The 24,595-nt window shown below is 67.7% G+C and carries 21 protein-coding genes; 10 read left to right on the top strand and 11 right to left on the bottom strand.

Annotated elements, in window-relative coordinates:
* Positions 1–25: 25 nt before the first annotated feature.
* Positions 26–2,080, top strand: a complete 2,055-nt coding sequence (locus HZ321_RS05915) for a M3 family metallopeptidase (protein ID WP_181701121.1) — start codon at positions 26–28, stop codon at positions 2,078–2,080.
* Positions 2,081–2,093: 13 nt separating this feature from the next.
* Here the strand turns inward: HZ321_RS05915 and HZ321_RS05910 are convergent, their stop codons facing one another.
* The 3 genes from HZ321_RS05910 to HZ321_RS05900 form a co-directional block, all read right to left on the bottom strand.
* Complete coding sequence (locus HZ321_RS05910; protein ID WP_342343810.1) at positions 2,094–3,305, bottom strand: multidrug effflux MFS transporter; 1,212 nt, start codon at positions 3,303–3,305, stop codon at positions 2,094–2,096.
* On the bottom strand, positions 3,302–3,760 hold the full coding sequence (locus tag HZ321_RS05905; RefSeq protein ID WP_181701119.1) for a MarR family winged helix-turn-helix transcriptional regulator: 459 nt from the start codon (positions 3,758–3,760) through the stop codon (positions 3,302–3,304). The genes HZ321_RS05910 and HZ321_RS05905 overlap by 4 nt, the downstream gene beginning before the upstream one ends.
* 141 nt (positions 3,761–3,901) lie before the next feature.
* Positions 3,902–4,240: a PepSY domain-containing protein gene (locus tag HZ321_RS05900; protein ID WP_244635589.1), complete on the bottom strand. Its 339-nt coding sequence runs from the start codon at positions 4,238–4,240 to the stop codon at positions 3,902–3,904.
* A 382-nt stretch (positions 4,241–4,622) separates the two neighbouring features.
* On the opposite strand from HZ321_RS05900, the gene HZ321_RS05895 reads away from it, so the two are divergent.
* The 3 genes from HZ321_RS05895 (at position 4,623) to HZ321_RS05885 (ending at position 6,770) form a co-directional block, all read left to right on the top strand.
* Positions 4,623–5,267, top strand: a complete 645-nt coding sequence (locus HZ321_RS05895) for a DUF47 domain-containing protein (protein ID WP_181701117.1) — start codon at positions 4,623–4,625, stop codon at positions 5,265–5,267.
* 3 nt (positions 5,268–5,270) lie between these two features.
* Entirely contained in the window at positions 5,271–6,275 is a 1,005-nt protein-coding gene (locus tag HZ321_RS05890; protein WP_181701115.1) for an inorganic phosphate transporter, read from the top strand.
* Between the two features lie 66 nt (positions 6,276–6,341).
* A complete protein-coding gene (locus HZ321_RS05885) occupies positions 6,342–6,770 on the top strand; it encodes an NUDIX hydrolase (RefSeq protein ID WP_181701113.1) in 429 nt (142 codons plus the stop codon).
* Positions 6,771–6,780: 10 nt separating this feature from the next.
* On the opposite strand, the gene HZ321_RS05880 is transcribed toward HZ321_RS05885, so the two are convergent.
* From HZ321_RS05880 to HZ321_RS05865, 4 genes are all read right to left on the bottom strand, one after another.
* Entirely contained in the window at positions 6,781–6,954 is a 174-nt protein-coding gene (locus HZ321_RS05880; protein ID WP_181701111.1) for a hypothetical protein, read from the bottom strand.
* A gap of 195 nt (positions 6,955–7,149) precedes the next feature.
* Positions 7,150–9,348, bottom strand: coding sequence for a xanthine dehydrogenase family protein molybdopterin-binding subunit (locus HZ321_RS05875; RefSeq protein WP_181701109.1), 2,199 nt, complete (start codon positions 9,346–9,348; stop codon positions 7,150–7,152).
* 2 nt (positions 9,349–9,350) lie between these two features.
* On the bottom strand, positions 9,351–9,812 hold the full coding sequence (locus tag HZ321_RS05870) for a (2Fe-2S)-binding protein (RefSeq protein WP_181701107.1): 462 nt from the start codon (positions 9,810–9,812) through the stop codon (positions 9,351–9,353).
* A 330-nt stretch (positions 9,813–10,142) separates the two neighbouring features.
* The gene (locus tag HZ321_RS05865) at positions 10,143–11,033 is read right to left on the bottom strand and encodes a peptidylprolyl isomerase (protein ID WP_181701105.1); all 891 of its coding nucleotides are present in this window, start codon (positions 11,031–11,033) and stop codon (positions 10,143–10,145) included.
* Positions 11,034–11,480: 447 nt separating this feature from the next.
* Between HZ321_RS05865 and secA the strand changes: the two genes are divergently transcribed.
* The 5 genes from secA (at position 11,481) to typA (ending at position 18,577) form a co-directional block, all read left to right on the top strand.
* Positions 11,481–14,258, top strand: a complete 2,778-nt coding sequence (gene secA, locus HZ321_RS05860; RefSeq protein WP_181701103.1) for a preprotein translocase subunit SecA — start codon at positions 11,481–11,483, stop codon at positions 14,256–14,258.
* Between the two features lie 152 nt (positions 14,259–14,410).
* Entirely contained in the window at positions 14,411–15,052 is a 642-nt protein-coding gene (locus tag HZ321_RS05855; protein WP_181701096.1) for a CDP-alcohol phosphatidyltransferase family protein, read from the top strand.
* Positions 15,053–15,133: 81 nt separating this feature from the next.
* Entirely contained in the window at positions 15,134–15,994 is an 861-nt protein-coding gene (locus HZ321_RS05850; RefSeq protein WP_181701094.1) for an SDR family NAD(P)-dependent oxidoreductase, read from the top strand.
* A gap of 71 nt (positions 15,995–16,065) precedes the next feature.
* Positions 16,066–16,530 carry an iron-responsive transcriptional regulator RirA gene (gene rirA, locus HZ321_RS05845; RefSeq protein WP_181701092.1) on the top strand — a complete coding sequence of 155 codons (465 nt, stop codon included), beginning with the start codon at positions 16,066–16,068 and terminating at the stop codon, positions 16,528–16,530.
* A gap of 217 nt (positions 16,531–16,747) precedes the next feature.
* Complete coding sequence (gene typA / locus HZ321_RS05840; protein WP_181701090.1) at positions 16,748–18,577, top strand: translational GTPase TypA; 1,830 nt, start codon at positions 16,748–16,750, stop codon at positions 18,575–18,577.
* Between the two features lie 76 nt (positions 18,578–18,653).
* Here the strand turns inward: typA and HZ321_RS05835 are convergent, their stop codons facing one another.
* The 3 genes from HZ321_RS05835 to HZ321_RS21910 all read right to left on the bottom strand — a co-directional run bounded on the left by HZ321_RS05835 (position 18,654) and on the right by HZ321_RS21910 (position 22,628).
* Positions 18,654–20,234, bottom strand: a complete 1,581-nt coding sequence (locus HZ321_RS05835; RefSeq protein ID WP_181701088.1) for an alkaline phosphatase D family protein — start codon at positions 20,232–20,234, stop codon at positions 18,654–18,656.
* A gap of 161 nt (positions 20,235–20,395) precedes the next feature.
* The gene (locus tag HZ321_RS05830) at positions 20,396–21,613 is read right to left on the bottom strand and encodes an argininosuccinate synthase (protein WP_181701086.1); all 1,218 of its coding nucleotides are present in this window, start codon (positions 21,611–21,613) and stop codon (positions 20,396–20,398) included.
* A 145-nt stretch (positions 21,614–21,758) separates the two neighbouring features.
* A complete protein-coding gene (locus HZ321_RS21910) occupies positions 21,759–22,628 on the bottom strand; it encodes a phosphatase PAP2 family protein (protein ID WP_181701084.1) in 870 nt (289 codons plus the stop codon).
* 139 nt (positions 22,629–22,767) lie between these two features.
* Here HZ321_RS21910 and HZ321_RS05820 point away from each other — a divergent pair, with 139 nt between their 5' ends.
* Positions 22,768–23,136: a YkvA family protein gene (locus tag HZ321_RS05820; protein ID WP_181701082.1), complete on the top strand. Its 369-nt coding sequence runs from the start codon at positions 22,768–22,770 to the stop codon at positions 23,134–23,136.
* Between the two features lie 10 nt (positions 23,137–23,146).
* On the opposite strand, the gene HZ321_RS05815 is transcribed toward HZ321_RS05820, so the two are convergent.
* Positions 23,147–24,397, bottom strand: a complete 1,251-nt coding sequence (locus HZ321_RS05815; protein WP_181701080.1) for a pilus assembly protein TadG-related protein — start codon at positions 24,395–24,397, stop codon at positions 23,147–23,149.
* Positions 24,398–24,595 lie beyond the last annotated feature (198 nt).

The following is a 24,595-nucleotide window of genomic DNA, read 5'->3' as shown; positions in this document are numbered from 1 at the left end:
GCCGTCCTCCGGAGCTTTTCCGTCCATGACCGACTCCGCCCTCAATCCCGCCCTTACCGTCTGGGACGGACCGCACGGCCTGCCGCGGTTCTCCGCCGTCGCCGACACCGATTTCGCGCCGGCGTTCGACGTCTATCTTTCCGCCCACGAGGCGGAGATCGAGGCAATCGCCGGCAATCCCGAGCCGGCGAGCTTTGCCAACACGGTGGAGGCGCTGGAGGTGGCCGGCGAGGCGCTGTCGCGGGTGTCGGCACTGTTCTGGAACCGTGCGGGGTCGGACACCAACGACACGATCCGCGCGCTCGAGCGCGATATCGCGCCCAAGCTGTCGCGACACTACTCCAGGATCGGCACCAACCCTGCCCTGTTCGCGCGGATCGACAGCCTGTGGGAGGGCCGGGACGCGCTCGGGCTGACGCTGGAGCAGACGCGGGTGCTGGAGCGGCACTGGAAGGGCTTCGTCCACTCCGGCGCAAAGCTCCCCAAGGACGCGCAGGACCGCCTGACTGCCGTGCACGAGCGCCTTGCGGGCCTCAAGGCCTCGTTCGGTCAGAACGTGCTTGCCGACGAGGAGGCCTGGGTGCTGTTCCTCACCGAGGCGGACGAGCTTGCCGGCCTGCCCGCCTCGCTGGTCGAGGCGATGGCGGCCGAGGCGCGCCGCCGGGGCCGCGAGGGCGCCTATGCGGTCACGCTGTCGCGCTCCCTGGTGGAGCCGTTTCTCACCTTCTCCACGCGCCGCGATCTGCGCGAACAGGCGTTCAAGGCCTTCGTGGCGCGCGGCGAGAACGGCGGGGAGACCGACAACCGGGCGATCATGGCCGAGATCCTGGCGCTGCGGTCGGAAGCTGCCAACCTGCTCGGCTATCCGCATCACGCGGCGCTCGCGCTCGATGACACCATGGCCAAGACGCCCGAAGCCGTCGGACGTCTGCTGATGGAGGTGTGGACCCGCGCCCGCGACCGTGCGGCCGACGAGGAGGAGGAACTCGCCCAGCTCGCCTTGGAGGAAGGGCAGAACCACCCGATCCTGCCGTGGGACTGGCGGCACTACGCGGAGAAGCTGCGCGCCCGCCGCTTCGCCTTCTCCGAGGAGGAGCTGAAGCCCTATCTCTCGCTCGACCGGATGGTGGAGGCCTGCTTCGAGGTGGCCCGCCGGCTGTTCGGCATCACCGCCACGGAGCACAAGGACGTCCCCGGCCACCACCCGGATGCCCGCGTGTTCGAGATCCGCGACGCCGGCGGCGCGCTCGTCGCGGTGTTCCTCGGCGACTACTTCGCCCGGCCTTCCAAGCGCTCCGGCGCGTGGATGAGCTCCTTCCAGGGCCAGCACAAGCTCCAGACCGGCGGCCGGCACGGCCGGATCCCGATCGTCTACAACGTCTGCAACTTCGCCAAGCCGGCCGAGGGCCGACCCGCGCTCTTGACGCTCGACGAGGCGCGGACGCTGTTCCACGAGTTCGGCCATGCGCTGCACGGCATGCTGTCAGACGTCACCTATCCCTCCGTCGCCGGCACCAGCGTGCCGCGCGACTTCGTTGAACTGCCGTCGCAGCTCTTCGAGCACTGGATGACGGTGCCCGCCGTGCTGGAGGCCTACGCCCTCCACGTCGAGACGGGCGAGCCGATGCCGCGTGCGCTGCTCGACAAGGTGCTGGCGGCGCGCACCTTCAACGCCGGGTTCGCCACGGTGGAGTTCACATCCTCGGCGCTGGTCGACATGGCCTTCCACACCCGCGCGGCGGTCGCCGACCCGATGGCGGTGGAGGCGGAGGTGCTGGCCGCGATCGGCATGCCGAAGTCGATCGCCATGCGCCATCGCTCGCCGCACTTCGGGCACATCTTCTCCGGCGGCTATGCGGCCGCCTACTATTCCTACATGTGGTCGGAAGTGCTCGACGCCGACGCTTTCGCCGCCTTCCAGGAGACCGGCGATCCCTTCGATGCCGCGACGGCCGCACGCCTGAAGGCCAACGTCTATTCGACGGGCGGCTCGGTCGACCCTGAAGCCGCCTACATCGCCTTCCGCGGCCGCCTGCCCAGCGTCGATGCCATGCTGGCGAAGAAGGGCTTGGCGGCGTGAGTGGGTCCGCTCCTCAGCGGGCGCCGCGGTCGGACACGGTGTAGAGCAGGAACCCCGCCACCGTCATCACCGGCGTGACCGTCGCCAGCGCGAGTACCGGGTCGGAAAAGCTCGCGGCCACCACCGACCCGGCAAAGCCGCCGCCCATCTGGAGGAAGCCCATCAGCGCGGAGGCGGCGCCGGCGATGGTCGCGAACGGGGCGAGGGCGTCGGTCGTCATCGAAGGCGTGAAGAAGGCAAGAGCGTAGGCGAAGATCGCCACCGGCACCATCACGCCGAGGAAGCTCGGCTCGGCGATCCTGAGCGTCACGGCCAGGAGCACGCCGCCGAAGGCGCAGAGCGCCAGCGACGGCAGCACCAGCCGGCGGGCGTCGAAGCGGCGGAGCAGCAGCTTGGTGGTGATCCCGCCGAGGATGTAGCTGCCGGACTGGAACAGCATGCCGAGGCCGAACTGGGTCGGGGTCAGGCCGACGCGGCCGATCAGCACGAAGGGCAGCATGGTGCCGAGGGCGTAGAGCGCGCCGATGGTCAACCCGATGACGAGGCTCGGCATCAGGAAGCGCCGGTCGGCGGCGAGCGTGCGGTAGGCCGCGATCAGGCCCGCCGGGCGTGCGCGCGCCGGGTCGGGCGCCCGGTTGGTTTCCGGCAGGGCGATGACGATGACGGCGAACAGCGCCACGCCGTAGACCGCCATGGCGACGAAGATCGCGTGCCAGCCGAAAGCGGAGAGGATCAGGCCGCCGATGGTCGGCGACATCGCCGGACCGATGGCGAGCCAAATGCCGATGGTGTTGAGGATGCGCGCGGAGGCCTGCCCGGTGAAGCTGTCGCGCACGATGGCGCGCGAGATGGCGACGCCTGCCGCCGCGCCGATGCCCTGCACCAGGCGGGCGAGGATCAGCGCGTCGACCGTGCTCGCCAGCACGGCGCCGATGCTTCCCACCACGTAGAGCGCGATGAAACCGGCGGCGACCGGCTTGCGGCCGTAGGCATCGGAGAGCGGACCGACGAGGAGTTGAGCCAAAGCGAAGCCGGCGAAGTAGGCCGTGAGCGTGATCTTCACGGCCGCCATGGTGGTTCCGAAGGCGTCCACCAGCGCCGGCATGGCCGGCGTGTAGAGCGCCATGGAGATCGGGCCGAGCGCGACGAGGGCGGCGCCGAAGGCGGTCGTCAGGCGCTCGGAGAGCATCACGGCGGGCTGGTCGGTTCCGGGCAGCACGCTCACCGGACGCGCTCCAAGGCCGGCGTCGGCGCACCGCCGAGGTTCCGGCGCATCAGCGCGAGCTGGTCGCGCAGTGCCGCGATCTCGGCGGGAGAAATCCCGTGCGTGGCCTGCTGGCGGACGGCGGCGCCGACCTCGCCGATCTTCAGGAGCACGGGTGCAGCCGCCGCGGTGGGAGTGACCAGCTTGGCGCGGCGGTCGTCGGGGTCGGTCAAACGCTCGATCAGACCGGCGCGCTCCAGACGGTCGAGGTAGCCGACGACGGTCATCGGCTCCACAGCCATGCGCTCGGCGAGAAGGGTCTGGCGCAGCGGGCCGGCGACGGCGGCATGGTGCAGGGTGCGCGCTTCGCCCGCCGTCAGCCCGAGCCCGGCGTTCTCCAGTGCGCTGTCGAACTGCTGGCGCAGCAGCCGCGCGACATCGACGATCACGAAGCCGAGGGTTTCCTCCGCCGCCATTGCCGTCACTCCGAATTGTAAGGCGACCTTAGTATGTAGTGGTCCGGTCAAAGGTCAAGGGGGCGAGGCGATCGGGTCGCGGGCAAACGAAAGCCCCCGCCGCCGGCGGGGGCTCGAGGTCGCGCAAACAGCGGCGTCGCGTCAGATCCGGCGGCGGCCGATCACTTCGCCGGAATAGCGGTCGACGGTGACCTGCAGGTCCTGGCCGCCGCGGTCGATGCCGGTGACGCGGTAGGAGTTGCGACGGCGAACCACCTGGTCCACCTCATCAATGCCGGCGTCCTGGGCGATGGCGGCGGCTTCGCGCGGGCTGATCTCCTCCTGGACGATCACGTCGCGGTCGTCGTAGCGACGTTCCACCTCGGGCGGGTTCACACGCAGGCCGTTCGGGCCGAGTTCGATGCTCTGGGCCGAAACGCCCGTCGGAGCGGCCAACATAACCGCGGTCGTCGCAGCAAGAACAATTCGCTTCATGATCATTTCGACGTCTCCTGTCAGTGAAGTCGTCCGTTGCTTCGGACCGTACTTTTCGATGGCAGGGTAACGCGGAAAATGATTGCCCGTTCCATGTCCGGCCACGCTTCAGCTTGGTGGAAATATTATCGCTGGTCGCGTTTCAACTAGGCCGCGATCTGATGTGCTCGTCGAAAGGTGCGGGCGGAACTCGCCGGTTCTGAAGGCCATCCCGACCGGAAATGCGCAGCACTGCCTATTCCGCCGGGTGGCAGCGGCATGCTAGCTACGGCCAATGTGACAGTTTGCTGACGTTTTTGTGACAGGTCGGCGTTGTCGCTCCGGAAGTCGGGTTCGGGATCGGTCCGTGCATTGCTTTCCGGCATGAACGATCGGGCGGGGTGAACGCATGTTGGGCTTGTTTCGGGCGCTGCTGCCCCGGGAGGACCGGTTCTTCGATCTCTTCGAGCATCATGCGAGGACCATCGTCGGCGGCGCGGAGGCACTGCAGAAGCTGCTGGAGGGCGGCGAGGGGGTGGAGCGGCATTGCCGCGCCATCGTCGACCTGGAGAACGAGGCGGACGGCATCACCCGCGAGGTGCTGCAGGCGGTGCGGCGCAGCTTCATCACGCCTTTCGACCGCAATGACATCAAGGACCTGATCCAGTCGATGGACGACTCCATCGACATGATGCACAAGACCGTGAAGACGGTGACGCTGTTCCAGCAGCGACAGTTCGACCCGCTGATGCAGGACATGGGCGCGGTGATCGTCGAGGCGGCGCGGCTGGTGGCCGAGGCGGTCCCGCTGCTGCAGAAGCCGGGCGCCAACCTGCAGCGGCTGACGGCGATCACCGAGGAGGTGATGCGCGTCGAAGGGCGAGCCGACGAACTCCACGACGAGGGTCTCAGGGACCTCTACCGCCGGCACGGCCACGGCGATGCGATGGCGTACATCATCGGCTCGGAGATCTACGGGCAGCTGGAGAAGGTGGTCGACCGTTTCGAGGACGTCGCCAACGAGATCAGCGGCATCGTGATCGAGAACATCTAGGCCATGGATGCCACGCTCGCCTTTCCGCTGCTCGTCGGGCTTATCGCGGTCGCGCTGCTGTTCGACTTTCTGAACGGCCTGCACGACGCGGCAAATTCGATCGCGACCATCGTCTCCACGCGCGTGCTCAGGCCACATTACGCGGTGTTCTGGGCGGCCTTCTTCAACTTCATAGCCTTCCTGTTCTTCGGCCTGCACGTGGCCGAAACGCTCGGCAAGGGCATCATCGACGCGGCGATCGTCGATCCCACGGTGATCTTTGCCGCGCTCTCGGGCGCGATCACCTGGAACCTCGTCACCTGGTACTACGGTATCCCCTCGTCCTCGTCGCATGCGCTTGTCGGCGGCATGATCGGGGCGGGGCTCGCCAAGACGGGGCTCGAGGCGATCGTCTGGCAGGGCGTCCTGAAGACGGCCTTTGCGATCGTCCTGTCGCCGCTCACCGGCTTCGTGCTGGCGCTGGTGCTGATCCTCCTGGTCACCTGGATCTTCGTGCGGCAGACGCCGTTCGCCGTCGACAGCACCTTCCGCGTGCTGCAGTTCATCTCGGCGTCGCTCTACTCGCTCGGCCACGGGGGCAACGACGCGCAGAAGACGATGGGCATCATCGCCGTGCTGCTCTATTCGCAGGGCTATCTCGGCGGCAGCTTCCACGTGCCGTTCTGGGTGGTGATCTCCTGCCAGGCTGCGATGGGCCTCGGCACCCTGTTCGGCGGATGGCGGATCGTGCAGACAATGGGGTCCAAGATCACACGCCTCAACCCGATGCAGGGGTTCTGCGCCGAAACCGGCGGCGCGATCACGCTGTTCATGGCAACCTATCTCGGCATTCCGGTCTCCACCACGCACACCATCACGGGCGCGATCGTGGGCGTCGGCGCAGCCCGGCGCACGTCGGCGGTGCGCTGGGGCCTTGCCGGCAACATCGTCATCGCATGGATCGTCACGCTGCCCAGCGCTGCCTTGATTGCAGCGCTCACCTACTGGATCTCCGACCTTGTCGGCTGAGCCGAACCACCCCGTTCGCCGCCCTTTGGCGGGGGAACAGCGCAGCGGAGGCCCGCGTTCATCCTGATGGGAAAGAAGAAGCACCGCTCCAAGAAGGTCCGGCAGGTCGCCGCGCTTCCGTTCCGGCGGGACGAAGACGGCCAGACGCGCGTGCTCCTGATCTCCTCGCGCGAGACGTTGCGGCCGGTGATCCCCAAGGGTTGGCCCATGAGAGGGAAATCCGACGCCAAGTCCGCCGCGATCGAGGCCTTTGAAGAGGCCGGCGTGCGGGGCCGGATGTCCCGCAAGCCGATCGGCTCATACCGCTACTGGAAGCGCAAGGACGACCACTTCGAGCTCGCCAACGTGGACGTCTATGCGCTGGAGGTCCGCAAGATCTCCAAGAGCTGGAAGGAGCAGGGCGAACGGGCGCTCGCCTGGGTGCCCCAGGCCGAGGCGGCGGCACTGGTCGACGATCCGGAGCTCGGCACGCTGATCGCCATCGTCGCGCTCTGATCGGACGGTCTCACGCAGCCTTCGCGGGTGCTCGGACGGCTGCCGGCATCCAGGGCGCCAGCGCCTCGAGGCGGTAGAAGCCCTTGATGCGGTTCGTCTCGCAGGTATCGCCGGGGGCGCCATAGGCGGGCGTGGTCAGCGCGGCGAAGGCGGCAAGGCCGGCGGCGGCGGTCAGGGTGGTCATCGGTCTGTCCTCGTCTTTCGCCGGCGCGGGTCGCGCGGGCTCACGAGGACCGTTCTAGGGCGGACCGGACCGGGCGGATGTGCGGTTTCGCACATGTGCCCCTCCGTCTTCACGGACCGTCCGCGAGGGGTTTCGCGACGGGCCGAGGCAACGGGTCCGGGCGGATCCATCATCCGCCCGGACCCGATCTTCACGTCAGACGAAGTCGCCGTTGGAGAACGGCAGCTTCAGCGGGTGCTTGCCGGTCGCCTGGAAGATGGCGTTCGCCACCGCCGGTCCGATCGGCGGCACGCCCGGCTCGCCGACGCCGGACGGCGCTTCGGCCGACGGCAGGATGTGCACTTCCACCTCCGGCATGTCGGAGATGCGGATCGGCTCGTAGGTGTCGAAGTTCGCCTGGTCGACGGCGCCCTCGGTCAGCGTGATGCCGTTTCGCAGAACCGCGCCGAGGCCGAAGCCGATGCCGCCTTCCATCTGCGCTTTGATGTTGTCGGGGTTGACCGCGATGCCGCAGTCGACCGCGCAGGTCACCTTCTCCACCTTGACGCTGCCGCCGTCCATGGAGATCTCGGCGACCTCGGCCACATAGGTCCCGAAGGACTTGTGGACCGCGACGCCGCGATAGCGCCCTTCTGCCGGCTTGTCCGACCAGCCCGCCTTCTCCGCGGCCAGCTTCAGCACGGCCACCTTGCGGGGGTCGTCCTTGATCAGCTCGAGCCGGTAGGCGACCGGGTCCTTGCCGGCCTCCCGGGCGAGCGCGTCGATCATCGTCTCCATCACGTAGGCGGTGTGGGTGTGGCCGACCGAGCGCCACCAGAGCACGGGCACGCCCACCTTGGGCGAGTGGAGATCCACGCGCATCTTCGACACGCCGTAAGTGGTGTCGCGCACGCCCTCCACGGACGAGTCGTCCACGCCATCCTTGACGACGTAGCTCTCCATCGCCGTGCCGGCGAAGATCGACTGGCCGACGATGGCGTGCTTCCAGCCGACCACGGTGCCGTTGGCGTCGATGCCGGCCTTCACCTGGTGCAGGTACATCGGGCGGTAGTAGCCGCCCTTGATGTCGTCCTCGCGGGTCCAGACCACCTTCAGCGGCTGCGGCTTGCCCCAGGCCTTGGCGACCAGCGCGGCTTCCGCCACGTAGTGGGCGTCGAGGATGGCGCGGCGGCCGAAGGAGCCGCCCGCCCAGCGGGTCACCACGTCCACCTGCTCGGGCTTGAGGCCCAGGATGGCGGCGGCGGTGCCCTGGTCCACCGTCGGCATCTGCGAGCCGGTCCAGATGGTGGCCTTACCGTCCTCCACCAGGATGGTGGTGTCGAGCGGTTCCATCGGAGCGTGGGCGAGGTAGGGGAAGGCGTAGGACGAGGAGATCACCTTCGCGGCGCCGGCGAGCGCCTCGTCGATGCCGCCGTCGTCGCGGGCGATCGCCCCGGGCTGCTCCAGGAGAGCCTTGTACTCGGCTTCCAGTTCGGCGGTGCCGCGGGTCTCGGCCTTGGCGAAGTCCCACTCCACCTCCAGGAGATCGCGGGCCTTCATCGCGGGCCAGGTCTTGTCGGCGAAGACCGCGACGCCGAAGGGGCCGGACTTGACGTCGACCACGCCCTTGACGGCGCGGGCGGCGGCATCGTTCACGGACTTCACCGTCGCACCCCACTTGGGCGGCCGGGCAAGCACGACCACCAGCATGTTCTCCTGGTGGATGTCCATGGCGTAGGTGTCGGGCGCGCCGGACGACTTGTTGGGCACGTCGACGCGCGGGAAACGCTTGCCGATGTAGACCCACTGGTCCGGGCTCTTCAGCGCCGGCTTCTCCGGCGCGGTCAAGCCGGCCGCGGCGTCGGCGAACTCGCCGAACCCACCGGACTTGCCCGAGGCGTGGGAGAGCTTGCCGGCGGCGACGGTGACCTCGGCGGCCGGAACGCCCCAGGCCTTGGCAGCGGCCTCGATCAGCATCGCCCGGGCGACGGCGCCGGCGGTGCGGTACTGCTCCCAGGAGTTGGCGATCGAGGTGGAGCCGCCGGTGCCCTGCATGCCGAACATCAGGTTGGCGTAGCGGGCGTTGTCGGCCGGGGCGAAGCGGGTCTTCACCTGCTCGATCGCGGCGTCGAGTTCCTCGGCGACCAGAGTCGCGAGCCCCGTGGCGATGCCCTGACCCTTGTCGAGATGCTTGATCACGACCGTGACGACGCCGTCCGGTGCGATCTCCACGAACGGGTTGAACACGGCATCGGCGCCGTTCGCGGCCTTCGCCGCGCCGACGAGGCTGCCGGGCGGCAGCATGGCGCCAACGATCAGGCCGGCGCCGGCGCCGCCCAGGATCTTCAGGAATCCGCGACGGGAAGCCGCCACGCCGCGTGCCGCTTCAAGCGGCTTGTCGAGATAATGCAGCATGGTCAGCCCTCCATGATTTCGGCGGCCCGATGGACGGCGGTGCGGATGCGCTGGTAGGTGGCGCAGCGGCACACGTTGCCATCCATGGCGGCGGTGATGTCTTCGTCGGTGGGCTTCGGCGTCGCGGCGAGCAGGGCCGCGGCGGACATGATCTGGCCGGACTGGCAGTAGCCGCACTGGGCGACCTCGATCTCCGCCCAGGCCGTCTTGACCGCCTCGGCCGCCTTGCCGGCGACGCCTTCGATGGTCTCGATCTTCTCGGTGCCGGCGAGGTCGCCGACCAGCGTCTGGCAGGAGCGGACGGCCTGGCCGTCGACGTGGACCGTGCAGGCCCCGCAGAGGCCGGCGCCACAGCCGAACTTGGTGCCGGTCATCTGGAGGTCGTCGCGCAGGATCCAGAGCAGCGGCGTGTCGTCCTCGACGTCGACCTCGCGGCCGACGCCGTTGATCACGAGCGTTCGCATGGAAATGAACTCCCTTGGGGGTCGCTCTTCGTCGGAGCGGTCCTCGATGTGGTGAGCTGGAAAGGTCGAGATCGGTCGCCGACGCGGTCCTTGGGCCTGGCGCCCCAATCCTCCCCCCGACGAGAGAGAACCGCCCGTTCAGCCCGGTGCCGGTTCCCCAATCGCCAGAGCAAAAGGCTAGCGAGGAAACCGGGGACCGGGAAAACACATAGTTGTGAGATCCGAGATGTGACCGCCGGCGCCCGTCCCGGCATGCAAAAAGGCCCCGGGACGTTGGCCCCGGGGCCTTTGTCGCGTGGAACAGCGGCCCTTGCGGCGGGCCGGCGAAGCTTACTGCGCCGGCGCCGGAGCGGGAGCCGCCGGATCGGCGGGGGCGGCACCCTCGGCCGGGGCGGCAGGCTGGTTCAGCATCTCGATGGTGGCGGCCTTCTTCAGGTCGCCGATCACCTGCTGGTACTTCTCGCGCTGGACGACCTGGGCGATCTGCTCGCGCACGTCGGCGAAGGCCGGGACCGGCTGCTTGCGCTTCTCTACCGTCTTGATGACATGGAAGCCGAACTGCGTCTTCACCGGGGTCTTGGTGTAGGCGCCGGCCTCCTGGCCGAAGGCGGCGGTTTCGAACTCGGGGACCATCTGGCCCTTGCCGAAGTAGCCGAGGTCGCCGCCGGTGGCCTTGGAGCCCGGGTCGAGCGACTTTTCCGAGGCGATCTTGGCGAAGTCGCCGCCGGCGTCGAGATCCTTGATGACCTGCTTGGCCTCGTCCTCGGTCTTGACCAGGATGTGGCTGGCCTTGACCTCCTCCGGCGGCTCGTAGCCGGCGACATCCTTCTCGTAGCGGGCCTTCAGCTCGTCCTCGGAGACGGCGTTCTGGATCTTCTCCTCGATGTAGGTGTTGCGCAGCGCCTGCGCGGTGAGGAACACCATGCGTTCCTTATAGGTCTTGCTCTCGGCGAGGCCGTCCTTCTCGGCGGCGTCGGCGATCACGTGCATCTCCACCAGCGCGTCGAGCACGATCGACTGCCGCGCGTTCTCCGGAACCTGCTGCAGCTGCTCGCCGAACACGGTGGCGGCGAGGTCGACCTCGGTCTTGGTGATGTCCTTGCCGTTGACGCGGGCAAGCACCTCGCCGTCCGCGGCGAAGGCCGCACCGGAGGCGAGGAGGGCCGCCAGAGCGGCGGCGCCGAGCGGGGCCACCGCGCGGCGAAGAAGTGCGATCGTCATGTCTGGTCCGGTCCTCTTCTTAATTCGGCATGCCCCGGGTCGGCTCCTGTCCGGCGGGTCCGCCGCGGGCCGGAGCGTCCTTCACGTCTCGCAGAGGCGTATACAGTGCCTTTGGGGCACGCGAAAGGCGGGTTCGTCACAGGCCGTGCGGACCTTTGGGCGCGGGCGAAAGTTCCCGCCCGTCTGGAAACCGGCGGAAGTCCGGCGACGTTGACATCGCGAGGGCCCCAACATAGGTAGGTTCGGGCCGATGAAGCGGTCGACAGACCGGTGGCGCCCTTGCCCGACGCTCCGGCCCTCCCGCCTCAAGCGGCCCGGCGTGTCCGGTCGCCGGCGGTTCTGTCCGTCAGCGGATCCTTCCGACATTGCCGAAGCACAAGGTTTTTTGCGGACGGCCGCCGCCCATCGGTGCGCCGGGTCCGCCTAGTCACGAAGGGATTGGCTGCCATGGTCGGCCTCGGCGCAATCGCGCGTAAGCTGTTCGGATCGGCGAATGATCGCCGCGTCAAGGGTTACCGGCCGCGGGTGGCGGCCATCAATGCGTTGGAGCCCGAGGTCCAGGCGCTCACCGACGAGCAGTTGAAGGCGCGCACCGCCGACTTCCGCCAGCAGATCGCCAACGGCGCCAGCGTGGACGACCTGCTCGTCCCGGCCTTCGCCACCGTGCGCGAAGCGGCGCGGCGCGTGCTCGGCCAGCGGCACTTCGACGTCCAGCTGATCGGCGGCATGGTGCTCAACGACGGCGACATCGCCGAGATGAAGACGGGCGAGGGCAAGACGCTCGTCGCCACGCTCGCCACCTACCTCAACGCCCTCTCCGGCAAGGGCGTCCACGTGGTCACGGTCAACGACTACCTCGCCAAGCGCGACAGCGAGTGGATGGGCCGGATCTACGGCTTCCTGGGACTTTCGACCGGCGTCATCGTGCACGGGCTCAACGACGACGAGCGGCGGGCGGCCTATGCCTGCGACATCACCTACGCCACCAACAACGAGCTCGGCTTCGACTATCTGCGCGACAACATGAAGTACGAGCGCAACCAGATGGTCCAGCGCGGACACAATTTCGCGATCGTCGACGAGGTGGACTCCATCCTTGTCGACGAGGCGCGGACGCCGCTGATCATCTCCGGCCCGCTGGACGACCGCTCCGACTTCTACAACACCATCGACACCTTCATCCCGGGCCTGACGCCGGAGGACTACGAGGTGGACGAGAAGCAGCGCACGGCGATCTTCACCGAGGCGGGCACCGAGAAGCTGGAGAAGCGCCTCAAGGAGGCGGGGATCCTGAAGGGCGGCGCGCTCTATGACGTGGAGAACGTCTCCGTCGTCCACCACATCAACCAGGCGCTCCGGGCGCACCGGCTGTTCCAGCGCGACAAGGACTACATCGTCAAGGGCGGCGAGGTCGTCATCATCGACGAGTTCACCGGCCGCATGATGCCGGGCCGGCGCTATTCGGACGGCCTGCACCAGGCACTGGAGGCCAAGGAGCACGTCCGCATCCAGCCGGAGAACCAGACGCTCGCCTCGATCACCTTCCAGAACTATTTCCGCATGTACGACAAGCTTGCCGGCATGACCGGAACGGCGGCGACGGAAGCGGACGAGTTTGCCGACATCTACGGCCTGGAAGTGCTGGAAATCCCGACCCACCGGCCCGTCGCGCGCCAGGACGACGACGACGAGGTCTACCGGACGGTCGAGGAGAAGTACAAGGCGATCATCGAGACGATCAAGGAAGCCAAGGGGCGCGGCCAGCCGGTCCTCGTCGGCACCACCTCGATCGAGAAATCCGAGACGCTCGCCCGCATGCTGTCGCAGAGCGGCTTCACCCAGAAGGAGTTCGACGTCCTGTTCGACGGGGACGACGGCGAACTGGTCTTCCAGGTGCTGAACGCCCGCTACCACGAGCAGGAGGCCTATATCATCGCCCAGGCCGGTGTGCCGGGCGCGGTGACCATCGCCACCAACATGGCCGGCCGCGGCACCGACATCCAGCTCGGCGGCAACGCCGACATGCGGATCGCCCGCGAGCTCGCCGAGGTGCCGCCCGGTCCGGAGCGCGACGCCCGCGAGGCGAAGATCCGCGAGGACGTGTCCAGGCTGAAGGACAAGGCGCTCGCCGCGGGCGGCCTGTTCGTGATCGGCACCGAGCGGCACGAGAGCCGGCGCATCGATAACCAGCTGCGCGGCCGCTCCGGTCGCCAGGGCGATCCCGGCCACAGCCGCTTCTACCTGTCGCTCCAGGACGACCTGATGCGCATCTTCGGCTCCGACCGCATGGACGGGATGCTGCAGAAGCTCGGCCTCAAGGAGGGCGAGGCGATCATCCATCCCTGGATCAACAAGGCGCTGGAGAAGGCGCAGCAGAAGGTCGAGGCGCGCAACTTCGACATCCGCAAGAACCTTCTCAAGTTCGACAACGTGATGAACGACCAGCGCAAGGTGATCTTCGAGCAGCGCATCGAGCTGATGACCGACGACAACGTGTCGGAAACGGTCGCGGAGATGCGCCACGACGTGATCGCCGACATCGTCGCCAAGCGGATCCCGGAGAACGCCTACGCCGAGCAGTGGGACGTCGACGGCCTCAAGGAGGACGTCAAGGCCCAGCTCAACCTCGACCTTCCCGTGGACGAATGGGCCAAGGAAGAGGGGATCGCCGACCAGGAGATCGAGGAGCGGCTGAAGAAAGCCTCCGACGAGCTGTTCGCCGACAAGGAACAGCGCTTCGGCGGCGAGGTGATGCGGCAGGTGGAGAAGGCCTTCCTTCTTCAGACGCTCGACCATCTCTGGCGCGAGCATCTGGCCCATCTCGACCACCTCCGCTCGGTGGTCGGCTTCCGCGGCTACGCCCAGCGCGATCCGCTCAACGAGTACAAGACCGAGGCGTTCACGCTCTTCGAGGGGCTGTTGACGCAGCTGCGCCAGAACACCACCGCCCAGCTGTCGCGGGTGGAACTCGTCCAGCGCGAAGCGCCGCCGCCGCCGGCCTTCGACGATCGGGGGATGGCGCCGCACCACCTCAACCCGGACACCGGCGAGGACGAGTTCGCGCTCGCCGCCGCGCCGCTGCTGCAGACCATGTTCGAGGAAGAGGGCCGCGCTCCCGCCCGCGATCCCAACGACCCCTCCACCTGGGGCGTCGTCGGCCGCAACGAACCCTGCCCCTGCGGCTCCGGCAAGAAGTTCAAGCACTGCCACGGCCAGTTCGTGTGAGGAACCGGTTCGGAGCACATCAGGCCTAAATAACTCCAGCGGCGCAGTTGCCGACGTATCCACTTGTCGTCCTCTGGGCAGCGAACATCTGGCGCGGACCTCGGCAGGTCGCGTATCCTCTATCGAGGCTGTGAACGGCGCGGGGGAGCGAAGTGGCGGCATCAGGCGACCGGCGGCCGATCGCGAGCCGCGACACGCCTTGGGCAAAGGCCTTCGCGGCCCGGCTCGCCGCGTCCGGGGTCACGCCCAATCAGGTGTCGCAGGCGAGCATGGCGGCGGCTGCGCTGGCGGGGGGCGCGTTCTGGTTTGCCGGGGAAACGGGCGGCTTCGGACGGGCGGCGTTGCTGGTGCTCGCCGCGCTCGGTTGCCAGCTGCGGCTGCTCTGCAACCTGTTCGACGGGATGATCGCGCTGGAGGGCGGCAAGGCGGGGCCGGACGGGCCGTTCTGGAACGAGTTCCCGGACCGGGTCGCCGATCTCCTGATCCTCGCCGGCGTCGGGCTCGGCACCGGCGAGCCGGCGCTCGGATTCGCGGCGGCGGCGCTCGCGATCTTCACCGCCTATGTGCGTGAACTCGGCCGGGCGGTCGGCGCGCCGGGCGACTTCTCCGGGCCGATGGCCAAGCAGCACCGGATGGCGGTGGTGACGGCGGCGGCCCTCGCCAGCCTGCTGGAACCGCTGTTCGGCGCGCACGGCGCGGTACTCACCGTCGCGCTCTGGGTCGTGGCGATCGGTTCGGCCCTGACCGTGGTCCGGCGCTCGGCCCGACTGGTCGGCCATCTCAAGGCGCGCTGACGATCCCCCTTCCTTGTTGCAGTGCGGATCGCATATGTCGGAGCGAACCGTTCGCCGCTTCGTGAGACAAGGACGCATCCCATGGCCGATCAGCATCCCGCCTTCACCCGCGACGGCGTCGCGGTCATCACGGGCGGGGCGAGCGGCATCGGCCGCGCCGCCGCCGAGCGCTTCGCGGGTCTCGGCCTCAAGGTGGCGCTCGCCGACATCAACGAAGTCCTGTTGGAAGAGGCGCGGGCCGCTGTCGCGGCGGCAGCCGGGTCGGCGGACCGGGTGACCGCCGTCGTCACCGACGTATCGAACCGCGCCGCCGTGGAAGCCCTCAAGGACGCCGTCGAGGCGCGGCTCGGGCCAGTCACCGTGCTGATGCCGAACGCGGGGCGGGAAGGCGGCGGCGCGCTTTTCGCCGATCCGGCGCGCTGGCAGGCGACGATCGACACCAACCTCTTCGGCGTCGTCAACATGGTGCAGGTGTTCGTGCCCGGCATGATAGAGCGCGGCGCGGCGGGTGCGGTAATCGTCACCGGGTCCAAGCAGGGCATCACCACGCCGCCGGGCGACACGGCCTACAACGTCTCCAAGGCGGGCGTGAAGGTGGTGACGGAGGCGCTCGCCCACGAGCTGCGCAACCGGCCGGACTGCCCGGTGACCGCGCATCTCCTGATCCCCGGCTTCACGTTCACCGGCTTCACCCGCGTGCATACGCAGGTGAAGCCTGCCGGCGCCTGGATGCCGGAGCAGGTGGTCGACTTCATGCTCGACGCCATGGCGGCCGGCGACTTCTACATCCTCTGCCCGGACAACGACGTGGCGCGGCCGCTCGACGAGAAGCGGATCCGTTGGGCGGCCGACGACATCGTGCTCAATCGGCCGCCGCTGTCGCGCTGGCACCCCGACTATGCGGAGGCCTTCGCGGCGTATCTGAAGGACGGTCAAAAATAACGGTGGTCCGGTGCCAGTTTGGAACGGGTCCAACCTTGACCTTGCCGCTCAACTAATCCTATCTGTCGGTCATGCGCCTGACCCAAGCGACCAACTACTCGATCCGCATCCTGCTCTACTGCGCGGCCAATCCGGACGTGCCGAGCCGGGTGGCGGACATCGCGTCCAGCTTCGACATGTCGGAGACGCACCTGTTCAAGATCCTGAAGGTGCTGGTGGACAACGGCTTCGTGCAGACGCTGCGCGGCCGTCACGGCGGCCTGAAGCTCGCCAAGCCGGCGGAGGACATTACCGTCGGCGCGGTGGTGCGGGCGGCGGAGGAGACCTTCATCCTCGCCGACTGCTTCGACGAGAACGGCCACGACTGTCCGCTGACGCAGAGCTGCGAGTACAATCGCATCCTGCGTGAGGCACTCGGCGCGTTCTTCCAGGTGCTCGACAGCTACACCATCGCCGACGTTGCGAAGGACCGGCCGGATCTGCGCTTCCTGCTCGGCATCGACGGTTACGGACGCCCTGCGGCCGGTGCGGCCTGAGGCCGGTCGTGCCCGACGTCCTGCGCAAATCTTGCGCAGGAGCCCTCAAGGTCTTGGAAAATCGACCGCCGCGGCGATCCTCTTTACCGCGACGGGGCTCTTTTCCTACCTTTCATTCCAATTTTCTTGCTCCCGTCACGAAGATTCGTATAGTGCGGCGCAACAGGACGGCCCGGTGACGCACTCCCGGGCCGTCGCCCATTTTTCCGGAACCGTCATGAAGCTTCGCAACATCGCCATCATCGCGCACGTCGACCACGGCAAGACCACGCTGGTGGACGAGCTGCTCAAGCAGTCCGGCTCCTACCGGGAGAACCAGCGCGTCGCCGAACGCGTGATGGACAGCAACGACCTTGAGAAGGAGCGCGGCATCACCATCCTCGCCAAGGCCACCTCGGTGGTCTGGAAGGACACGCGCATCAACATCGTCGACACCCCGGGCCACGCCGACTTCGGCGGCGAGGTGGAGCGCATCCTCAACATGGTGGACGGCGCGATCGTTCTGGTCGACGCGGCCGAAGGCCCGATGCCGCAGACCAAGTTCGTGGTCGGCAAGGCGCTCAAGGTCGGCCTCCGCCCGATCGTGGTGATCAACAAGGTCGATCGCTCCGACGCCCGCGCGCAGGAGGTGATCAACGAGGTCTTCGATCTCTTCGCCAACCTCGACGCGAACGACGACCAGCTCGACTTCCCGATCCTCTACGGTTCCGGCCGCAACGGCTGGTTCGCCGAAAGCCCGGAGGGTCCGCAGGACCAGGGCATGGCGCCGCTGTTCGACTTGGTGCTTCGTCACGTGCCGGAGCCGACCGTGGAGGAGGGCGCGCCCTTCAAGATGATCGGTACGCTCCTGGAGGCGAACCCCTTCCTCGGCCGCATGATCACCGGCCGCATCACCGCCGGAACCGTCAAGCCGAACCAGGCCTTCAAGGTCCTGGCGCAGGACGGCAGCCTCGTCGAGCAGGGCCGCATCTCCAAGATCCTCGCCTTCCGCGGCATCGAGCGGACGGCCATCGAGCTCGGCGAAGCCGGCGACATTGTCGCGATCGCCGGTCTCACCAAGGGCACCGTGGCCGACACCTTCTGCGCGCTCGAGGTCACCGAGCCCCTGAAGGCGCAGCCGATCGACCCGCCGACCGTCACCATGAGCTTCATCGTCAACGATTCGCCGCTTGCCGGCACCGAGGGCGACAAGGTCACCAGCCGCGTCATCCGCGACCGCCTGTTCAAGGAGGCCGAGGGCAACGTCGCGCTGAAGATCGAGGAAAGCTCGGAGAAGGACAGCTACTTCGTGTCCGGCCGCGGCGAACTGCAGCTCGCGGTGCTGATCGAGACGATGCGCCGCGAGGGCTTCGAGATCGCCGTGTCGCGTCCGCGCGTGGTCTACCAGAAGGACGAGGCCACCGGCGAAACGCTGGAGCCGATCGAGGAGGTCGTGATCGACGTCGACGAGGAATACTCCTCCGTCGTCGTGCAGAAGATGAGCGAGCGCCGCGCCGACATGGTGGAGATGCGCCCGTCCGGCGGCAATCGCCAGCGGCTGGTGTTCTACGCACCGACCCGCGGCCTGATCGGCTACCAGTCGGAGCTCCTCACCGACACCCGCGGCACCGCGATCATGAACCGCCTGTTCCACGCCTACGCCCCCTTCAAGGGCGAGATCGCCGGCCGCCGCAACGGCGTGCTGATCGCCAACGAGGCGGGCGAGGCGGTCGCCTATGCGCTATGGAACCTGGAAGACCGTGGTCCGATGATGATCGAGCCCGGCTGGAAGGTCTACCAGGGCATGATCGTCGGCGAGCACACCCGCGAGAACGACCTCGAGGTCAACGTCCTCAAGGGCAAGAAGCTCACCAACGTCCGCGCCGCCGGCAAGGACGAGGCCGTGCGCCTCACCCCGCCGATCCGCATGACGCTGGAGCGCGCACTCTCCTGGATCCAGGACGACGAACTGGTGGAAGTGACCCCGAAGTCCATCCGCCTGCGCAAGGCCATCCTTGACCCGAACGACCGCAAGAAGGCGGAGCGGTCCAAGGAAGCGGCGGCCTGAGGGCGGTTCACCGAGCCTGATGCACGAAGGGCGGGAGTGATCCCGCCCTTTCTTGATTCCGAACCCTTGCGGCTGGTCAGCTCGCCCGCTTCGGCTCCAGATCGATCGACCAGAGGTCCGCGTCGGCGACGTCGCGCAGCGTGACCGTCATCACTTCGCTGTCCGGCGCGATCCTCACGTGGCCGTAGAACTGCAGGCCCATCGACGGCGGCAGGTTGGCGCCCTGCTCGGGCGTCGGCGCCTTCACGTAGCGGACTTCGGGGCCGAAGGTCATGTCGAGGTCGTTCGGACCGAAGGTGCCGGCATGCAGCGGGCCGGAGACGAATTCCCAGAACGGTTCGAAGTCCTGGAAGGCCGCCTTCTCCGGGCTGTAGTAGTGAGCGGCCGTATAGTGCACGTCCGCCGTCAGCCAGACGGTGTTGAGGATCCGCTCATCCTTGATGAACTTCAGGAGATCGGCGAACTCGAGTTCGCGACCCGCTGCCGGCCCGTTGTCCGCATTGGCGATCGCCTCGGAACCCTTCTTGTTCTTGCCGTCGTCCCAAACGATCAGGCCGAGCGGCATGTCGGCCGCGATGACCTTCCAGGTCGCGCGAGAAGCCTTGAGCTCCTGCTTGAGCCAGGCGCGCTGATCGGCGCCGAGGAACACCGTCTCCGCGCCTTCCTGCGGCTGGGTGTTGTCCGAGTTGGCGGCGCGATAGGTCCGCATATCGATGAAGAAGACGTCGAGCAGCGGGCCGTAGGCCACCTTCCGGTAGATGCGCTGCGGCTCCGAAAGGCTGGTGGCGGTGGGCATCATCTCGTGGAAGGCGCGGGCGGCGCGGGCGGCGAGTACGTAGACCGACTTCTCGCCATAGCGCTCGTCGAGCGTCTTGGACGGCGACCAGTTGTTGGTGACTTCGTGGTCGTCCCACTGGGCGAGCATCGGCACGGCCGCGTTGAACGCCTGCACGTTCCTGTCCATCATGTTGTACTTGTACTGGCCGCGGAAGTCGGCGAGCGACTCGGCGACCTCCGCCTTCTCCTCGATCATCACGTTCTTCCAGACCGTGCCGTCCTTCAGGTCGACGGTCTCCTTCATCGGGCCGTCGGCGTAGACGGTGTCGCCGGAGTGGATGAAGAAGTCGGGGCGGTGCTTCAGCATGGTCGCGTAGATCGTCATGCCGCCGCGGTCTTCGTCGATGCCCCAGCCCTGGCCGGCCGTGTCGCCGGACCAGACGAAGCTGACCTCGCGCTTTTCCGTCGGCGCGGTCCGAAACGACGCGGTCATCGGCTCGGACACCGCATTGATGTCGGCGAGATCGTGGAACTGGACGCGCCAGAAGACCTGCTGATCGGCCGGCAGGCCCTCGGCGAGGATCTTCACGGCGTAGTCGGTCTCCGGAAGGGCGTCGAGCGCGGGCAGGCGACGGGCATCGGCGAAGCTTTCCGTGGTCGACCATTCGATGATGGCCTTGGACGGGCGGTCGGCGCGCGCCCACATGACCCCGTGCGTTGCGCCGATGTCGCCCGACTGCAGGCCGTGGGTGATGATCGGTCGGGACTGGGCTCGCACGTAGGCCGGCATGGCGAGCGTGCCAGCGAGGGCGAGCGTGCCGGTCGCGGCGCCGCGCAGCAGGCCGCGACGCGTTATCTCGTTCTGGATGCGGATGGTCATTGTCGGTCTCCCCGTTTCTGTCCGAGACGGGGAAACTACGGATCGTCGGTGAACCTGCTTTGGCGAATGCACGTCAACCGAATGAACAGCCAACGAACCTTGACGGATCCGGTTGCTGGGGATGCGAGCCGGCCCAGCGAACGCGCTCCGCCGACGGTCAGCTACCCCCTATTCCGCTTCGCCAGCGTCCTGAGCCTGAGCGCGTTCAGCTTGATGAACCCTGCCGCGTCCTTCTGGTCGTAGGCGCCCTGGTCGTCCTCGAAGGTGACCAGCGTGTTGGAGTAGAGGCTCTTGGGGCTCTCGCGGCCGGTCACCATCACGTTGCCCTTGTAGAGCTTCAGCGTGACCTCGCCCTCCACGTGCTCCTGGCTCTTGTCGATCAGGGCCTGCAGCATCTCGCGCTCGGGGGAGAACCAGAAGCCGTAGTAGATCAGCTCGGCGTATTTCGGCATCAGCTCGTCCTTGAGGTGAGCCGCGCCGCGGTCGAGCGTGATGCTCTCCATCGCCCGGTGGGCGGCGAGCAGGATGGTGCCGCCCGGGGTCTCGTAGACGCCGCGGCTCTTCATGCCGACGAAGCGGTTCTCAACGAGGTCGAGGCGGCCGATGCCGTTGTCGCGGCCGTAGTCGTTGAGGCGGGCAAGCAGGGTCGCCGGCGACAGCCGCTCGCCGTTGATCGACACCGCGTCGCCGCGCTCGAATCCCACCTTGATCACCGTCGCCTTGTCGGGCGCGGCCTCCGGCGAGATCGTGCGCATGTGGACGTACTCGGGCGCCTCCACGGCCGGATCCTCCAGCACCTTTCCTTCCGAGGAGGAGTGCAGCAGGTTGGCGTCCACCGAGAAGGGCGCCTCGCCCTTCTTGTCCTTGGCGACCGGGATCTGGTGCTTCTCGGCGAAGTCCAGCAGGTCGGTGCGGCTCTTGAAGGCCCAGTCGCGCCAGGGCGCGATGATCTTGATGTCCGGGTTCAGCGCGTAGGCGGAGAGCTCGAAGCGGACCTGGTCGTTGCCCTTGCCGGTGGCGCCGTGGGCGATGGCGTCGGCGCCGGTCTTCTTCGCGATGTCGATCAGGTGCTTGGAGATCAGCGGACGGGCGATCGAGGTGCCGAGCAGGTAGACGCCTTCGTAGGCGGCGTTGGCGCGGAACATCGGGAACACGAAGTCGCGCACGAACTCCTCGCGCACGTCCTCGATGTAGATCTCCTTGATGCCGAGCATCTCGGCCTTGCGGCGCGCCGGCTCCAGCTCCTCGCCCTGGCCGAGGTCGGCGGTGAAGGTGACGACCTCCGCTCCGAGTTCGGTCTGCAGCCACTTCAGGATGATGGAGGTGTCGAGGCCGCCGGAATAGGCGAGGACTACCTTCTTGATGTCGCCCTTCTTCATGGGATCTCCGATTGGAACCGCGCAGCGGCGGCTTCCGCTCTGGTCTGGGGTCTCGGGAGTTGACCGGGGCGCGGCCCGGCCGGATCGGCGCGCACTTTAACCGGATAGCCTTCCGGCGCAAGGCCGATCGGACCCGGAAAACCGCTTAGCGGAAGCGGCCGGCGAGACGTCGCACACGGTCCGCGGCGCGGCCGGCGAATCCGACCAGAATCCGGCGCGTGCGGTCTCCTGCCGCGCCCAGGGCGCCTGCGATCCGCTCGTCGGTGAAGGGGCTCGACGGGGCGTAGACGATCCGGTGGGCGATGAGGATGACGAGGAGGGTCAGCGCCCAGGCCAGCACCACGTCGGAGAAGAAGTGCCCGCCGAAGGCGATGCGGTTGAGCGACATCACGATCGAAAAGACCACCGCGGCCGTCGCCACGGCCGTGCGCCAGGCGCGCGGGCCGACGAGGGCGAGGGCGACCAGGAACATGGACGAGGACGCCTCGCCGGAGACGAAGGAGCAGTTCCAGTCGCAGTTGCCGGCGATCACCCAGGGCGCGGAGAACGGATGGTCCCCGCCGAAGTCGATGACCTGGACGGGCCTGGCGCGGCCCCAGAAGCCCTTCAGGAGCACGTTGACCAGCAGTCCGGGTCCCAGCACCAGTCCCATCGCCAGGAACACCGCGGCGCGCGGCTTGAACAGCACGCGCTGGCCGGAGAAGAGGAAGGGGCCGATCAGCGAGACCAGCACGGCGATCACCAGGAGGCGCATCGTCTCCGTGCCGAGCGCGCGAAGGTCCTTCAGGAAGGCGATCTCGGCGGCTGGAAACTGGGGCTGGCCCGGCCCGCCGTGGAAGAGGCCGGTGATCCAGAGGTCGACGCCCGGGAAGAGAAAGAGGACGAGGCTGAGACCGGCCGTGCCGGCGAGCAGAGTGCGGACCGGGCGGCGCCTGGCGGCCGCGGCGAGGCGCGCGCGCCGGCGTCCGTTCGCCGCCGGGTTCCCGTTGCCGCCGTCCGCCTTGTGGTCCGTCACGCCGTCGCCCTTTCGTCCGCCGAGCCGCTGATGTAGCGGCAGCCTGCGCTGCCGCCAAGCCGGAACACACCTTGCGGGGCGGCGGACGGCGACCCATGTTGGACGTCGGCAGGTCTTGTGAACGGGAAGGACGGACGGGATGGCGACGCGGCACTACGACGATCCGGAGATCATCGGCCCGGAAGGCACCCGCGAACGCCGGGTCCGGCGCGATTTCTGGCGCGTGGCCAAGAAGGCGGCGCGATCGGTGCCGTTCATGGACGAGGTGGTCGCCGCCTACTATTGCGCGATGGATCCGAAGACCCCGGTCAAGGTGCGCGGCACCCTGCTTGCCGCGCTCGCCTATTTCGTCGTGCCCTTCGATATCGTGCCCGACTTCATCCTCGGGCTCGGCTTCGGCGACGACGTCACCGTGCTCGCCGCGGCGATCGCCATGGTGCGCTCGCATATCCACGACCGGCACCGGGAGGCGGCGCGCAAGGCCCTCGCCGAGGACGGCGGCGCCTGAGCGCCGGTCGTCACTGCGTCAGGTAGGGCATCCAGGCCACCGTCTCGATCGGCGGGTAGTTCTCACTTTCGAAGATCGTCTCGAAGACGATGTCCGCGGTGCCGGCGATATCCACGTTGGCGGCGATGATCTGCGTCACGCGGGACGGGTCGTCGCTGCGGCTGTTGCCGCGCCAGACCAGCGACTGCTTCGGCAAGTAGACCGAGCCGGCAAGGTCGAGCGAAGCGCCGCCGCTGATGCGGGTTTCCAGGTTGTTGCCGGTTTGGGCCCGATCGGAGGCGAGGACGATGCCGGCCATGGGTCCGGCGTCCGAGGCGGAGAGGTGGACGTCCGCCTGGCCGGAGATCTCGCCCGTCGCCTTGCTGCCGGTCAGGAACAGGCCGATGTTGTCGCCGGTCACGGTCACGTCCGCGGTCAGCTTCATCGGGCCGTTCTTGATGATGTAGATGCCGGGGTTGAGGGTGATGTCGCCCTTGGCCGAAGCACGCAGGCCGCCGCAATAGGTGCCGGGATTGAGTGTCACGCTGCCCTGGCTGACGATCTGATAGTCCTTGTAGTCGCATTTTTCGTCGGTCGGTTGCGTGGTGGAGGCGAGCGGGTCGTCGAGGGCGCCGCAGCCGTCGCGCCGGGTCCCCTCGATGGTGGCCGAGGATCCGTTGATCACCGTCTTGCCGGCCGCGCACATGTTGGAGACCGTCACGTCGGCGTCGCCGCCGACCACGATCGACTGGTCCGACGTCGCGTTGGAATGGACGCGGCACCCGACGGCCTTGAAGGTGCCGCTGCCGGTTATGGAAACGCCCGTCTTGGCGTCCTCGTCGAGAGCCAGGATGCAGGTCCGCGCCTTGGCGAGGCCGACCTCGGACTTGGCAACGGCCTTGAGGTCGAACGGCCGGATGCCGACCACCGAGCCGAAGGAGATGAGGGCCGGTTCGGTGACCTCCACCGAAACCTTGCCGGTGGCGGGGTCGGCGGTCGGGACCGCCGTGGCGCTGGCGCTGATTGCCGTTGCGCTGTCCCGTGCCGCCTGCAACGCAGCGGCCTGCAGGACCGTGGACGAGCCGGAGCCGTTCAGCGTCCGTGCCGCGGCCAGGGCGGCGGCGTCCGCAACAGCCTGGAGGCCGTCCCGCTGCTTCACCCACATGGAGACGTCGACGGCCATGCCCACCGTGCCGAGCAGGACGGGCATCACCAGGCTGAACGACACCAGAGCATTACCATTCTTCTTCTTCGCGAAGCGAAACAACGCGGCCCTGACCATCGAAAACTCCCCCTGGTTTCGAGAGCGTGAACGACAGTGTCATACAAATCCATATGCGACGTTTCGTATGCAGCAATAGATCTATTCAAAAGTTGCCGTCGTTTCCCGAGTAAATGGGAATTTTTCCCACATATATACTTGATCCTCATTCGATTTTAATTGTATCGATATATGGCTCAATCATGGAGGCGTGCTGTC

The organism is Chthonobacter albigriseus (assembly GCF_013839445.1).
Classification (GTDB): Bacteria; Pseudomonadota; Alphaproteobacteria; order Rhizobiales; family Pleomorphomonadaceae; genus Chthonobacter; species Chthonobacter albigriseus.
The sequence above is the reverse complement of the archived record's forward strand: the minus strand, read 5'-3'. Positions and strand labels throughout refer to the sequence as shown.

Excerpts from the sequence above, each read along its gene's own strand:
- HZ321_RS05915 (WP_181701121.1), top strand. The coding sequence starts at position 26 with ATGACCGACTCCGCCCTCAATCCCGCCCTTACCGTCTGGGACGGACCG.
- HZ321_RS05905 (WP_181701119.1), bottom strand. The coding sequence starts at position 3,760 with ATGGCGGCGGAGGAAACCCTCGGCTTCGTGATCGTCGATGTCGCGCGG.
- HZ321_RS05900 (WP_244635589.1), bottom strand. The coding sequence starts at position 4,240 with ATGATCATGAAGCGAATTGTTCTTGCTGCGACGACCGCGGTTATGTTG.
- HZ321_RS05895 (WP_181701117.1), top strand. The coding sequence starts at position 4,623 with ATGTTGGGCTTGTTTCGGGCGCTGCTGCCCCGGGAGGACCGGTTCTTC.
- HZ321_RS05890 (WP_181701115.1), top strand. The coding sequence starts at position 5,271 with ATGGATGCCACGCTCGCCTTTCCGCTGCTCGTCGGGCTTATCGCGGTC.
- HZ321_RS05885 (WP_181701113.1), top strand. The coding sequence starts at position 6,342 with ATGGGAAAGAAGAAGCACCGCTCCAAGAAGGTCCGGCAGGTCGCCGCG.
- HZ321_RS05880 (WP_181701111.1), bottom strand. The coding sequence starts at position 6,954 with ATGACCACCCTGACCGCCGCCGCCGGCCTTGCCGCCTTCGCCGCGCTG.
- HZ321_RS05875 (WP_181701109.1), bottom strand. The coding sequence starts at position 9,348 with ATGCTGCATTATCTCGACAAGCCGCTTGAAGCGGCACGCGGCGTGGCG.
- HZ321_RS05870 (WP_181701107.1), bottom strand. The coding sequence starts at position 9,812 with ATGCGAACGCTCGTGATCAACGGCGTCGGCCGCGAGGTCGACGTCGAG.
- HZ321_RS05865 (WP_181701105.1), bottom strand. The coding sequence starts at position 11,033 with ATGACGATCGCACTTCTTCGCCGCGCGGTGGCCCCGCTCGGCGCCGCC.
- secA (WP_181701103.1), top strand. The coding sequence starts at position 11,481 with ATGGTCGGCCTCGGCGCAATCGCGCGTAAGCTGTTCGGATCGGCGAAT.
- HZ321_RS05850 (WP_181701094.1), top strand. The coding sequence starts at position 15,134 with ATGGCCGATCAGCATCCCGCCTTCACCCGCGACGGCGTCGCGGTCATC.
- rirA (WP_181701092.1), top strand. The coding sequence starts at position 16,066 with ATGCGCCTGACCCAAGCGACCAACTACTCGATCCGCATCCTGCTCTAC.
- typA (WP_181701090.1), top strand. The coding sequence starts at position 16,748 with ATGAAGCTTCGCAACATCGCCATCATCGCGCACGTCGACCACGGCAAG.
- HZ321_RS05835 (WP_181701088.1), bottom strand. The coding sequence starts at position 20,234 with ATGACCATCCGCATCCAGAACGAGATAACGCGTCGCGGCCTGCTGCGC.
- HZ321_RS05830 (WP_181701086.1), bottom strand. The coding sequence starts at position 21,613 with ATGAAGAAGGGCGACATCAAGAAGGTAGTCCTCGCCTATTCCGGCGGC.
- HZ321_RS05820 (WP_181701082.1), top strand. The coding sequence starts at position 22,768 with ATGGCGACGCGGCACTACGACGATCCGGAGATCATCGGCCCGGAAGGC.
- HZ321_RS05815 (WP_181701080.1), bottom strand. The coding sequence starts at position 24,397 with ATGGTCAGGGCCGCGTTGTTTCGCTTCGCGAAGAAGAAGAATGGTAAT.